7 protein-coding genes are annotated in these 13,125 nt (G+C 69.9%); 5 read left to right on the top strand and 2 right to left on the bottom strand.

Features of this window, described 5'->3' with window-relative positions; all coding sequences use genetic code 11:
* Positions 1 to 87 precede the first annotated feature (87 nt).
* The 5 genes from FBZ90_RS19465 to FBZ90_RS19445 all read left to right on the top strand — a co-directional run bounded on the left by FBZ90_RS19465 (position 88) and on the right by FBZ90_RS19445 (position 10,679).
* Entirely contained in the window at positions 88 to 702 is a 615-nt protein-coding gene (locus FBZ90_RS19465; RefSeq protein ID WP_145734655.1) for a helix-turn-helix domain-containing protein, read from the top strand.
* 156 nt (positions 703 to 858) lie between these two features.
* Positions 859 to 2,994, top strand: a complete 2,136-nt coding sequence (locus tag FBZ90_RS19460) for a prolyl oligopeptidase family serine peptidase (protein WP_145734654.1) — start codon at positions 859 to 861, stop codon at positions 2,992 to 2,994.
* 118 nt (positions 2,995 to 3,112) lie between these two features.
* The gene (locus FBZ90_RS19455; RefSeq protein ID WP_145734653.1) at positions 3,113 to 5,293 is read left to right on the top strand and encodes a prolyl oligopeptidase family serine peptidase; all 2,181 of its coding nucleotides are present in this window, start codon (positions 3,113 to 3,115) and stop codon (positions 5,291 to 5,293) included.
* Positions 5,294 to 5,403: 110 nt separating this feature from the next.
* Positions 5,404 to 9,363, top strand: coding sequence for a PAS domain S-box protein (locus tag FBZ90_RS19450; RefSeq protein WP_186455928.1), 3,960 nt, complete (start codon positions 5,404 to 5,406; stop codon positions 9,361 to 9,363).
* A gap of 77 nt (positions 9,364 to 9,440) precedes the next feature.
* Positions 9,441 to 10,679: a tetratricopeptide repeat protein gene (locus tag FBZ90_RS19445; RefSeq protein ID WP_145734651.1), complete on the top strand. Its 1,239-nt coding sequence runs from the start codon at positions 9,441 to 9,443 to the stop codon at positions 10,677 to 10,679.
* Here the strand turns inward: FBZ90_RS19445 and pseC are convergent, their stop codons facing one another.
* Together pseC and pseB are read right to left on the bottom strand one after the other, a co-directional pair.
* Positions 10,680 to 11,897: a UDP-4-amino-4,6-dideoxy-N-acetyl-beta-L-altrosamine transaminase gene (gene pseC, locus FBZ90_RS19440; RefSeq protein ID WP_145734650.1), complete on the bottom strand. Its 1,218-nt coding sequence runs from the start codon at positions 11,895 to 11,897 to the stop codon at positions 10,680 to 10,682.
* A complete protein-coding gene (gene pseB / locus FBZ90_RS19435) occupies positions 11,897 to 12,919 on the bottom strand; it encodes a UDP-N-acetylglucosamine 4,6-dehydratase (inverting) (RefSeq protein WP_145734649.1) in 1,023 nt (340 codons plus the stop codon). Before pseB ends, pseC begins: the two co-directional genes overlap by 1 nt.
* Positions 12,920 to 13,125: the final 206 nt, after the last annotated feature.

The raw sequence follows: 13,125 nt of genomic DNA, 5'->3' as shown, positions 1-13,125 counted from the left end.
TTCAGCCGGCATCGCCGTCCTGGGGCAAACCCGGGAAGCGCGGCCGGACCCGGCCATGGGGGGCCCGGGGCAAGAGGGGGCTTTGCCATGCAGATCGCCAGCACCGCCGACCGGCGGCGTCAGATGCCGATGGGCGACCGTATCCGCGCCCGGCGCAAGGCGCTGGGCCTGACCTTGCAACAGCTGGCCCACCTGTCCGGCCTGTCCGCCCCCTTCATCAGCCAGGCGGAACGCGACTTGAGCGTGCCGTCGCTGGTGTCGCTGCTGGCGCTGGCCGACGCGCTGACCGTGGACCTCAGTTATTTCATGGAAGTGCCGGACGGCGGCACCATCGTGCACCGCGCGGCCAAGCCCCGGCATATCCAGGCCGATGGTCCGGTGGACTACATCGACCTGGCCAGCGACCTGGCGGACCGCAAGCTGGACATCGTCCTGATGCGGGTGCCGCCCGGGCACGCCTTCCCCACCGGCCAGCGCAAGGGGGAGGATTTCCTCTATGTCATCGAGGGGGACGTGACCGGCGTGGTGGGCAATACCCAGGCCAGGCTGGGACCCGGCGACAGCCTGCATTTCGACGCCCTGCACCCGCATGGCGCCCGCAACACATCCGACCGGGACGCGGTGCTGCTGTATGTCGGCACGCCTTCCATCTTCCGCAAGGCGCCGGATGGGGTGATCGACGCCGGTGACGCGGACGCCTGAGCCCGCGCGGATTTGCCCCAATCAAGTTGCCCCAATCAGGATATTGCATCCGTCCCCGTCCTGACCCACTACTATCCGGTCCCCGACCAAGGGGCATAGACAGTGGGGCGGCGGCCGGTCCGTGGCAGCGGACGACCGCCATCACGGATGGGGTTCATGAAAAACACGATCAGCGCACTTCTGCTGTCGCCCGGCTTGCTGCTGGGGGCGACCGCCGCCTTCGCCGATTCCGCACCGACCACAAGCGCCCCCGGGAATGGCATCCCGGAAGACAGCCGCGCCTGGATGGAGGATATGAACAACGCCGACGCCCTGGCCTGGGCCAAGGCGGAGACGGATCGTTCCACCGCCGTGCTGCAGGCCGATCCGCGCTACCCGACCCTGCTGGCCGAGGCGACCGCCATCGCCGAGAGCAAGGACCGGGTGCCCGTCGTCAGCTTCCGGGGTGAGGCCGTCTACAATTTCTGGCAGGACGGCGACCACGTGCAGGGGCTGTGGCGCACCACCACGCTGGACAGCTTCCGCAAGGAAAAGCCCGACTGGCAGACTGTGCTGGACGTGGATGCGCTGGCCAAGGCCGAGGGCGTGAAGTGGGTGTTCAAGGGCACGGACTGCGACGAGGAAACCCGCCGCCATTGCGTCGTCCACCTGTCGAACGGCGGCGAGGACGCGGTCACCCTGCGCGAATTCGACATGAAGACGCGGGCCTTCGTGCCCGGCGGCTTCAGCCTGCCGCGCGGCAAGCAGACGGTGGCCTGGGCCGACACGGAAACCCTGCTGGTGGCCCGCGAGTGGGGCCCCGGCACCATGAGCAACGCGGGCTACCCCCTGGTCATCAAGTCGCTGAAGCGCGGCCAGCCGCTGGAGCAGGCGAAGGAGGTGTTCCACGGCCAGCCGACCGACATGTCGGTCGGCGCGACCACCCTGCGCGATGCCCAGGGCCACCAGGCCACCCTCATCATCCGCAACCTCAGCTTCTTCGAGGCGGAGACCTACCTGCTGGCGGACGGCCAGCCCAAGCGCCTGGCCCTGCCGCTGAAGGTCCAGGTCCAGGGCCTGCATGACGGCCAGTTGATCGTCGAGGTCAAGCAGGATTGGGACGCCGGCGGCACCGCCGTCAGCCAGGGCTCCGTGGTGGCGGTGGATCTGGCGGCGGCCACGGCCGATCCGGACCATCTGCACCCGGTGGTGGTCTATGCCCCCACCGCGCGGGAGGGCCTGACCGGCGTGGACTTCACCAAGCACCATCTGCTGCTCAGCCTGACCGAGAATGTGAAGGGCCGGCTCTACGTGGCCGACCGCAACGCCGACGGCACCTGGCGCCGCGCCCTGCTGCAACTGCCGGACAACGCCGACGTCACCATCACCGGTGCCGACCGTGACCATGACCGCGCGTTCGTCACCGTCGCCAGCTTCCTGGAACCCTTGACCCTGTCGCTGGTGGATACCAACACGGGCAAGGTGGAAAAGCTGAAATCCTCCCCGCCGCGCTTCGACGCGTCCAAGGCGGTGGTGGAACAGCGCGAGGCGGTGTCCAGCGATGGTACCCGCGTTCCCTACTTCGTGGTGCGGCCGCGTGACGTGCCCTTCGACGGCTCCACCCCCACCCTGCTGTACGCCTATGGCGGGTTCGAGGTGCCGATGCTGCCCCACTACCTGGGCACCGCCGGCAAGCTGTGGCTGGAACGGGGCGGCGCCTACGTCCTGGCCAACATCCGGGGCGGTGGGGAGTTCGGCCCCGCCTGGCATGAGGCCGGCCTGAAGACCAAGCGCCAGACCATCTATGATGACTTCGTGGCCGTGGCCCGTGACCTGATCGCCACCAAGCTGACCAGCACCCGTCGGCTGGGCATCGAGGGCGGGTCCAACGGCGGCCTCCTGATGGGGGTGCAGTTCACCCAGCATCCGGAACTGTGGCGCGCCGTCGTCATCCAGGTGCCGCTGCTGGACATGCTGCGCTTCCCCGTCATCGGCGCCGGCGCCTCGTGGATCGGTGAGTACGGCGATCCGGCCATCCCGGAAGAGCGGGCCTTCCTGGCCCATATCTCGCCCTACCATAACCTCAAGGCAGGCGTGACCTATCCGGAACCCTTGTTCGTCACCTCGGCCAAGGATGACCGCGTGAATCCCGGCCATGCCCGCAAAATGGCGGCCAAGATGAAGGAGATGGGTCTGCCCTTCCTCTATTACGAGAACACCGAGGGTGGTCACGCCGCCAGCGCCAACCTGAAGGAGACCGCCCGCCGGCAGGCGCTGGAATTCACCTACCTTTTACGGAAACTCAAGGATTAGGGATCAACCATGGGACGGGGCCGGATGTTTCCGGCCCCGTTTCACCGTTCCCCTGACGCCGGCGTCCGCGCCGGTGCGCCGGGGGCGGGTTCCGATCCGCCGAGGCTGTCGCGTCCCCATGCCGTCCCCGACCCGTTTCCCCATCCTGGCGCGCGTTCTTCCCGCCCTGGCCTTGGCGCTGTCCCTGGCGGCGTGCGCGACCAATCCCCCTGTGGACGCTGCCCCGCCGCTGTCGGGCCTGTCGTCCACCTATACCGATCCCTACGCCTGGCTGGAGAACGCCAACGCGCCGGACGCGCTGGCCTGGGTCGCGCAGCAGAACGCGCGCACCCTAGCTGAACTGACGCGGGACGCCCCGCTGGCCGATTTCACGACCACCGCCACCCTGCTGGCGCAGGAGGCCTCGGAAGAGGGGGGGAGCGGCGCCCTGCCCTCTGGCGGGGCGGTGGACGGCAAGGACCCGGCCGTCACCACCATCGACGGCGTGCGCCACGTGTACGCCGGTTCCAACTGCTTCGGCACGCTCGATCCGGACGCGCCCCCGCCGGCCCCGGGCGCCGAACCGGTGGTGGTGGGGCGGACCTGCCTGGTGTCGCTGTCGCGCACCGGCGAGGACGCGGTGGAGGTGCGGGAATACGATCCGGCGGCCAAGGCCTATGTGCCCGGTGGCTTCCATCTGCCGTACGCGAAGCAGACGGTGGTGTGGCTGGACCACGACACCCTGCTGGTGGCCCGGGGCTGGGATTCCAGCGGCACGGCGATGACCCGCGCCGGTTACCCCTATGTGGTCAAGGTTCTGCAGCGCGGCCAGCGGCTGGAAGAGGCGCATGAGATCTTCCGGGGCTTGGTCACCGACACCTCCGTCAGTCCGGCCGTCTTCCGCGACCGCCAGGGCCACCGCGCCATCGTGCTGGTGCGCCGGCCCACCTATTTCACGACGGAGCATTATCTGGTGGAGGGCCGCCGCACCCTGCGGCTGGGCCTGCCGCCGCTGGCGGAACTGGCGGTCCTGGCCAACGGGCAACTGGTGGTGAAATTGGGCCAGGACTGGCAGGCGGCCACCGGCCGCACCTTTCCCGGCGGTTCTTACGTCTCGGTGGATTTGGACGCCGCCCGGCATGAGCCGGCCAAGCTGCGGGCGGCCCCCGTCTACCTGCCCGGCCCGCATGAGGCCGTGACCAACCTGGTGAAGGCCAGGTCGCACCTGGTGGTCACCAGTGACGAGAACGTGCGCGGCCGCCTGACCATTTTGACCCGGGCCGACGGTGGCTGGAAGGCCCAGCGCGTCGATCTGCCGGACATGTCGGCCATCAGCATCAAGTCCAGCAGCGAGGACAAGGACAAGCTCACCGTGTCCGTGGCCGGCTTCCTGACGCCGCAGGCGCTGTGGAGCGTGGACCTGGACAGCGCCGCCGCGACGCTGGTCAAGGCCGGCACGCCCGGCTTCGACGCCAGCCCTTATACCGTCGATCAGTGGCAGGCCGTTTCCACCGACGGCACCGCCATCCCCTACTTCATCGTCCACCGCAAGGACATGGCTCTTTACGGTGACAACCCGACCCTGCTGACGGCCTATGGCGGCTTCAACCTGTCGCGCCTGCCCGCTTATTCCGCCACCATCGGCAAGCTGTGGCTGGACCGGGGCGGCGTCTATGTCGTCGCCAACATCCGGGGCGGGGGGGAATTCGGGCCCGCCTGGCATGAGGCCGCGCTGAAGACGCACCGCCAAAAGTCCTTCGACGATTTCACCGCCGTGGCGCGCGACCTCATCAGCCGCCAGGTGACCCGGTCCGCCCGGCTGGGCATCAGCGGCGGGTCCAATGGCGGGCTGCTCATGGGCGTCGCCCTGACCCAGCACCCGGATCTGTGGGGCGCCGTCGCCATCAAGGTGCCGCTGCTGGACATGCTGCGGTATGAGGCCATCGCCGCCGGCGCGTCCTGGGTGGCGGAGTATGGCAGCGTTTCCGTGCCGGAGGAGCGCGCCTTCCTGGCCAGCATCTCCCCCTATCAGCGGCTGGACCCGACCCGGACCTATCCGGAAACGCTGATCATGACGGCCACCCACGACGACCGCGTGGGCCCCGGCCACGCCCGCAAGTTCGCCGCGCGCATGGAGGCGCTGGGCAAGCCGGTGCTGTTCTATGAGAGCGACGAGGGCGGGCACGGCACCCGGGGCCTGGACGATGCCGCCCGTGCCCGGGGTCCCGCCCTGGAGCTGGCCTACTTCACCTCCCGCCTCATGGGGCGACGCACGGACCACGCGGCCGGCGGCCAGGTGGTGGCGGGCGCCGCGGACTAAGTCGCGGCGCCTCCCCGTCCGCGTTGTGGACGCCGGTGGCGGCGGATGCGACAAAGGGGGCGGTGATGATCGGCGGGGACGGGACGTCCCGGCTTGAGGGGGAAAATCGGATGGCCTTGGGCTTGCGGCGGCGTCTATTGCTGCTGCTGATCGGCACGACCGTGCCCTTCTTCCTGTTGTTGCTGGGCGAAAGCCGGGCCCGGCGGGACGAGGCGATTGCCGCCGCCCAGGCCCAGGCGGCGGATTTGGCCGGCATGGCGGCTGACGATCAGGAGCGCCTGTTGGATCAGGTGCGCCGTCTCAGCCGGGGCTTCGCCGAGCATTCGGCCCAACTGCCCCTGGGACAGTGCGTAGACGACGCCCGCATCCTGAAGGCGTCCCAGCCCTGGGTTTCCAACATCCATGTCGTGCGGCCCGACGGCTCGGTCATCTGCTCTTCCGCCGACCAGCCGTGGTCCAACTACAGCGACCGGGACTATGTGCGCCAGGCCTTCGACACCGGCCGGCCCAGCACCAGCGACTATATTTTCGGTCGGCCCAGCAACCGGGTGATCATGGGAACCGCCCAGCCGGTGTTCGCGGCCACCCCGGCGGCCACGGGCACCAACGACCATCCGGGCGCCGAGCCGGCCAAGCCCGTGCTGGTGGTGATGGCGGGCCTCAGCATGGACTGGATCGAAAAGACCGGCGCCCGCTTCGCCCATGAGGATTCCCTGTTCCTGGTGCTGGACCGCACCGGCACGGTGCTGGCCCGCCTGCCGGAGCGGGGGGATCTGGTGGGCCGGAACTTCAAGGACCATCCCTTCGTCCAGGCGGTGTTGACGGGAACCACCGACCGGGGTGAGTTCGTCACGCTGGACGGGGTCGATCGGCTGGTGGGCATGGCCACGCTGCCTGGCAGCGGCGCTCATGTCGTGGTGGCGGTGGACCGCGCCGCCGTCCTCGCCCCTATCCTGGAGGACCAGCGGCGCACCCTGGCGTTCGGCGGCGTGGCCGCGCTCTGCGCCCTGTTGCTGGGCTGGGTGGGGGTGGAGGCGACGGTGCTGCGGGGCGTTGTGTCCCTGCGCCATGCCGTTTCCCGCTTGGCGGCCGGTGACCGTGGCGCGCGGGCCGATGTCGCCCCTGGCGCCGCGGAGTTTGTGCAACTGGCCCGCGCCTTCAACGACATGGCGGTGGCGCTGGACCGGCACGAGCGCGACATCGCCCAGCGCGAGGCCCAGTTCCGCGACCTGACAGAGGTTTCCAGCGACTGGTTCTGGGAAACGGATCCCCAGGGCCGTTTCATCCAGATGTCCCAGGGGGTGGCCAGCCTGGGCGTGCCGGCGGCGCATTTCCTGGGACGCACCCGCCGCGATTTCGCCATCGACCCCGACAGCGGGGACTTCCGGGCCTATGAGGAATGCCTGGCCGCGCGCCGCCCCTTCCGCAACCTGGCCTACAGCCTCCATGGCGAGGATGGGGTCCCCCGGCATGTGGTCGTCAGCGGCAAGCCCGTCTTCGATGAGGCCGGCACCTTCCTGGGCTATCGCGGATCGGGGCGCGACCGCACCAGCCAGGTGGCGGCGGAGGAGCGGTTGCGCCTGCTTCAGTCCGTCGCCGTCCATGCCACGGACGGCATCATGATCACCGAGGCGGGCAGCTTGGAGGAGCCGGGCCCCCGCATCATCTTCGTGAACGAGGCCTTCACCGCCGTGACGGGCTACCCGCGTGAGGAAGCGGTGGGACGTTCCCCCCGCTTCCTGCAAGGGCCGCTCACCGACAAGGCCGCGCTGGAGCGGATCGGCCAAGCGCTGAAAGCCGGGGAACCGGTGCGCCAACGCCTGCAGAACTACACGCGCGATGGGCAGGCCTTCTGGGCGGACCTGGCGATCTTCCCCGCCCGGGTGGACACGCGGATCACCCACTATGTCGCCTTGTTGCGCGACGTGTCGGACCAGGTGGCGGCGACGCTGCAGCTGAACGCCCAGGTGACGGAACTGGAGGCCGCGCGTGCCACCCTTCAGGCCCAGCGGACCCTGCTGGACAGCGTGCTCAACGCCTCCCTGGACGTCGTCTTGGCCTATGAGACCGTGCGGGACCAGGATGGCTCCGTCAGCGACTTTCGTTTCGCCCTGGTCAACGTCGCGGGAGAAAGAATGGTGGGCCGCGCCGCCGCCGACCTGGTGGGCCAGGGCCTGAAGGAACTGTTCCCCGAACTGGCCCGCGATGGTCTTTTCACCCGCCAGGTAGAGGTGGTGGACACGGGCATCCCCGCCAGTTTCGAATACCACCGCGATCTGGACGATCGCTGGTTCCGCGTCACCGCCGTGCCCTGGGGACGCGGCCTGGTGGTGACGCTGTCGGAAGTGACCCGGGAGAAGAAGCGCGAGGGCGAACTGGCCGCCCTGGCCGAGGATCTGGCGGGCGCCAAGCAGGCGGCGGAGGCGGCCAGCCGCGCCAAATCGGATTTCCTGGCCAACATGAGCCACGAGATCCGCACCCCCATGAACGGCATCATGGGCATGACCCAGATCCTGCTGGGCACCCCCCTCGTCGCGGAACAACGGGCCTATGCGGAGGCCATCCACGACAGCGCCCAGGGCCTGCTGAACATCATCAACAACATCCTGGACATCTCCAAGCTGGAGGCCGGCAAGGTCGAGCTGGAGACGGTGGACTTCGCCCTGGGAGAGGTGGTGGACGGCGTGATGGCCCTGGTTTCGCCCCAGGCGCGGGAGAAGGGCCTGGAACTGACCGCCACCCTGGTGCCCGAGGCGGCCGGCGCCTACAACGGCGATCCCACCCGCCTGCGGCAAGTGCTGCTGAACCTGATGGGCAACGCCGTCAAGTTCACGGCCGAGGGCCGCGTCTGCCTGACGGTGTCGCTGGTTCCGGCGGAGGCGGTCGCGGGGAAGGCGATGCCGGATGCGCGCCGCCCTCTTCGGTTCACCGTCGCCGATACCGGCGTGGGCATGGACGCGGACCAGCAAGGCCGTCTGTTCCAGAAGTTCACCCAGGCCGACACCTCCATCAACCGCCGCTTCGGTGGTACGGGCCTGGGCTTGGCGATTTCCTGGGAGCTGGTGCGGCTGATGGGCGGGACCATCGCCCTGGATAGCGCGCCGGGCGCGGGCTCCACCTTCATCGTGGATGTTCCGCTCAGGTCCGCCGGCGCGCACGGGGACCATACCGTCGCCGGGGCCGCCGCCGGTGGTCGGGGCGACGCCGCGTCCCCCGTGGAGCAACGGGCCGGTCGCCAGGCGCCGCCGCGGGGACGGGGCCGGCACCTGCTGCTGGTCGACGACAACATGGTCAACCGCTCCGTCGCGCGCATCATGCTGGAACGTGAGGGCTATACCGTCGATATGGCGGAGGATGGGCAGGCGGCGGTGGCCGCATGCCGTGCCACCGCCTACGACCTGGTGCTGATGGACGTGCAGATGCCGGTGATGGACGGGGTGACCGCCACCCGGGCGCTGCGCCGCGATTTGGGCCTGCGCCGCCTGCCCATCCTGGCCATGACCGCCAACGCCATGGTGGGCATGCGCGAGGATTATCTGGCCGCCGGCATGGACGACTATGTCTCCAAGCCCTTTGACCAGCAGCAGTTCCTGGATACGGTCGCCCGCTGGGTGGCCAGCGGTGCCGATCATGGCGAAACCACCCCGGGCGACATGGCCGCCCCGGCCGCGCGACCGACGGCCATGGAGGACGACGACGCCAGTCTCTGCCGCCTGGATCCAGCCCCCCTGGCGGCGCTGCAGGCCCTGGTGCCGCCGGCGGATTTCGCCATCCTGGTACGTAACTTCGTGGAACATGGCGAGGCCCGCGTCCGCCGCGTCGGGGCCCTGGCGCAGGCCGGCGACCTGGCCTCCCTGCGGGCGGAGGCGCAAGATCTGGTCGCCACCACCGGCAACGCCGGTCTCAGCGGCCTCCAAGCCCTGGGCCGCCAGTTGATCGACGCCTGCGCCGCCGGCGACACCCTTCGCGCGCGCGCGGTGGCCGCCCGGGCGGCGCGCGTCGGTCCGGCCGCCTGGGCCGCGCTGGGCCGGCGCTTCGCTGGCAGGGCGATGGAGACAGCGGACAGCTAGCTGTTGATAGGCGATGGATTGGGGACCGGGCGCCCTGATAGAGTGCGCCGACGGTTCGGCGTCGACCAAGGCAGGAGATGAGCGTGACGGCAGGGGCACAGGCGGCAATCGCGCTGGACGAGGCGGCGATCGGCCGCTGGCGGGACCGCATACGCCAGACCACCTTCGCCAACTATCATTTCGAGATGGGCATCGCCCTGCTGATGGGCGGCGACGCCCAGGCGGCCCTCGGCGCCCTGCAGCGCGCGATGGAGATCCAGCCCGATCTGGCCATCGTCTACCCCCTGCTGGTGCTGGCCGAGGAAAGGCTGGGCCATGCCGACGCGGCGCGCCAGCGCCAGGCTGACCTGCAGGCCCGCGCGCCGGCCCTTTGGCTGGACGGCTGCGCCGCCCTGGCCGCCCGGCTGCTGAAGGATGGCAAGGCGGAGGGGGGGGGCTGGGCCCGCCGTGTGGCGGACCAGGCGCCCGCCAGCGATATCCGCGTGCCGGCGCTGGCCGGCCTGGCCGCCCAGGTCCAGGGCCGCGCCGGCGATGCGCTGGCCGCCTGGGCCCACGCGCTGACCTTGGGGACGGACATCCCGGCGGCCTCCGCCGAGGATGTGGCGACCGCCCTCGCCGATGTATCCAACACGCTGTTCGCCTATTGGGATGATGGCCAGGTGCAGCGCACGGAACTGGCGCTGGCGGCTGCGCAGGTCGCCAGCCGGCTGGTGCCCACCCGCCCGGACCTGCGCTTTCAGGTCATCCGCTGCCTGGTCCGGCTGGTGCGCCCGCAGGAGGCGCTGCCGGAGATTGAGCGCTACCTCGCCGATTCAGGATCCGGCGGCGAAGACAAGAACCTGCTGCACCAATGGGGCATGCGCGACCTGTGCGCCGGCGACCTGGCGGCGGCGGAAGAACATTTCGCGCGGTGCGCCGCGATCGATACCGGCTGGGCCGTGCCGGAAAGCTATCGCGCCGTGGTAGCGCTGCGCCGGGGGGATGCCGCGCAGGCCATGGCCCATGCCCAGGCGGGTTGCCAGCGGGAGCCGCGCAACTATTTCGCCAACCAGTGCCGGGGTCTGGTGGAGTTTGAAACCGGGGCCCTGGCCCAGGCGGTGGCCAGCCTGCGGCAGGCCAGCGCGCAGGCGCCCAACCAGCCCCTGACCAAGCTGCTGCTGGCCATGGTCCTGGATGGCGCCGGCCAATCCCAGGAAGCCGTCGCCACCTACCGAGAAGCCAACCAGGAAGGCGGCCCGCTCATGCAGCGCCAGTTGGCCCTCTATCCGGCCGGCTATCAGGAACGACTGGCCCGGTTGGCCGCCCGGGCGGGCTGATCACGCCCCGGCCAGCCGTGCCAGTGCCGCCGCCACCCGGTCAACGTCGCCGTCCGTCATGGCCGGGAACAGCGGCAGGGACAGGCAGGCGCCGTACCAGCCATCGGCGCCCGGCAGGTCCAGGCGGCCATAGCGCGCCCGGTAATAGGGCTGGTGGTGGACCGGGATGTAATGCACCTGGCTGCCCACACCGGCCGCCCGCAACTGCGCCATGACGGCGGCGCGGTCCCGGCCCAGCGCCGCGAAGTCCAGCAACGCCACGTACAGGTGCCAGGCGGGCGTCCCGCCGCTGCGCCCGGCGGGCCGGATGAGGGGAGCCAACGGCGCCAACCGGTCGTCATACCGGGCCGCCATCTCCGCCCGGCGGGCCACGAACCGGTCCAGCTTGCCCAATTGGCTCAGGCCCAGCGCGGCCTGGATGTCGGTCAGGCGGTAATTGTACCCCGGCGACGGCATCTCGTAATACCAGGGGTTGATGGCACCATCGGCGGCGAAGGCCGCCTCGCGGTCCTGGAAGGCTGCCGGGTCGCGCACCATGCCGTGGCTGACGTCGCGGCGCAGGGCGCGCGCCAGGGCGTCGTCGTTGGTGGTGACCATGCCGCCTTCGCCGGCGGCGATGGTCTTGACGGGATGGAAGGAGAAGCAGGCCATGGCGGACCGATCGCAGGCGCCGATGGCGATGCTGTCCCCCCCGCGCCCGGCGCGCCGGCTGCCCACGGCGTGGCAGGCGTCCTCGATCAGGGCCAGGCCGCGCGCTTCGGCCAGGTCGGCCAGGGCGTCCATGTCCGCCGCCTGGCCGGCCAGGTGGACCGGTGCCAGGGCCCGCACCCGCCAGCCGGCGGCCTCCGCCCGCGCCAGTGCCGCCTCCGCCTGCGCCCGGCCCATCAGGCCGGTCAGGGGATCAACGTCGGCGAACGCCACCTCCGCCCCGCAATAGCGGGCGGCGTTGGCCGTGGCCAGGAAGGTGACGCTGGGCACCACCATCGCGTCCCCCGGCCCCAGGTCCAGGGCCATGCACGCCAGGTGCAGGGCGGCGGTGCCGTTGGCGCAGGCGATGGCGTGCCGGGCGCCCACCACGTCGGCGAAGGCCTGTTCGAAGCGGCTGACGGTGGGCCCCTGGGTCAGCCAGTCGCCCCGCAGCACGGCGGCGACGGCGGCGATGTCGTCCTCGTCTATGCTTTGCCGGCCATAGGGCAGGAAGGGCGGGGGTGTGGCCATCACGGCCTCTGCAACAGCACGGCCAGGCGTTCGGGCGTCAGCCAGTCGGTGTTGCTGTCGCTGCGGTAGCTGAAGCCGTCGGCCACGGGCTTGGCGCCCAGCTTGACGTAGGCCTGCCGCGTCCACCAGTTGAACGCCGGCTCGATGACGTAGCGGTCCTCCATCTCGAAGGTCTGGCGGCTGTCATCCTCGGTGATCATGACCTCATGCAGCTTTTCGCCGGGGCGGATGCCAATCACCTTGTGCGGCAGATCCGGCGCCATGCAGCGGGCCAGGTCGCTGACCCGCATGCTGGGGATCTTGGGCACGTAGATCTCGCCCCCCTGCATCATGCCGAAGCAGGAGGCCACGAACTCCACCCCATGCTGCAGGGTGATCCAGAAGCGCGTCATGCGGTCGTCGGTGATGGGCAGTTCCGCCGCGCCCTCGGCGATCAGGCGGCGGAACAGGGGGATGACGCTGCCGCGCGACCCCACCACGTTGCCATAGCGCACGACGGCGAACCGGGTGCCCACCGACCCCGACAGGTTGTTGGACGCCACGAAAATCTTGTCCGACGCCAGCTTGCTGGCGCCATACAGGTTGATGGGGCTGGCCGCCTTGTCGGTGGACAGGGCGATGACCTTGCGCACGCCGGCGGCGAGCGCCGCGTGCACCACGTTTTCCGCGCCATAGACGTTGGTGCGGATGCATTCGATGGGGTTGTATTCCGCCGTGGGCACATGCTTCAGGGCGGCGGCGTGGATGCAGTAGTCGACCTCGCGCATCGCCATTTCCAGGCGCGACCGGTCCCGCACATCGCCGATGAAAAAGCGCAGCACGCCTTCATGCGCGGCACCCAGCTGCTGCTGCATCTCGTACTGTTTGAATTCATCGCGGGAGAAGATGATGATCCGGCGCGGCTTGGCGTGTTCCAGAAGATAGCGCACGAACTGGCGGCCAAAGGACCCCGTTCCGCCGGTGATCAGGATGGACGCGCCGTTGAAATCGGCCATGGCGGATTTGAGGAATTTCGACGTCATGTCTGCTCCCGCCGCCGACGGGACCGTCCCCCCGGCCAGAAAGTCGCGGTGATCGCCGCAAAGGACGGTCGCCGGATGAATTGCGGGAGTATAGCGCCAACACCGCTGCAAGTATCAACAATCTGTGTGGTTTATGTAGTCACCCCACAACTGCTATCCTGAAGGGGTGGTTACACGGGGATGACCCCCACGGCCGGCGGGCGGTG

Source organism: Nitrospirillum pindoramense (genome assembly GCF_007827955.1).
Taxonomy (GTDB): domain Bacteria; phylum Pseudomonadota; class Alphaproteobacteria; order Azospirillales; family Azospirillaceae; genus Nitrospirillum; species Nitrospirillum amazonense_B.
This window is presented reverse-complemented; position numbering and strand designations above follow the sequence as displayed.

Excerpts from the sequence above, each read along its gene's own strand:
- FBZ90_RS19465 (WP_145734655.1), top strand. The coding sequence starts at position 88 with ATGCAGATCGCCAGCACCGCCGACCGGCGGCGTCAGATGCCGATGGGC.
- FBZ90_RS19460 (WP_145734654.1), top strand. The coding sequence starts at position 859 with ATGAAAAACACGATCAGCGCACTTCTGCTGTCGCCCGGCTTGCTGCTG.
- FBZ90_RS19455 (WP_145734653.1), top strand. The coding sequence starts at position 3,113 with ATGCCGTCCCCGACCCGTTTCCCCATCCTGGCGCGCGTTCTTCCCGCC.
- FBZ90_RS19450 (WP_186455928.1), top strand. The coding sequence starts at position 5,404 with ATGGCCTTGGGCTTGCGGCGGCGTCTATTGCTGCTGCTGATCGGCACG.
- FBZ90_RS19445 (WP_145734651.1), top strand. The coding sequence starts at position 9,441 with ATGAGCGTGACGGCAGGGGCACAGGCGGCAATCGCGCTGGACGAGGCG.
- pseC (WP_145734650.1), bottom strand. The coding sequence starts at position 11,897 with ATGGCCACACCCCCGCCCTTCCTGCCCTATGGCCGGCAAAGCATAGAC.
- pseB (WP_145734649.1), bottom strand. The coding sequence starts at position 12,919 with ATGACGTCGAAATTCCTCAAATCCGCCATGGCCGATTTCAACGGCGCG.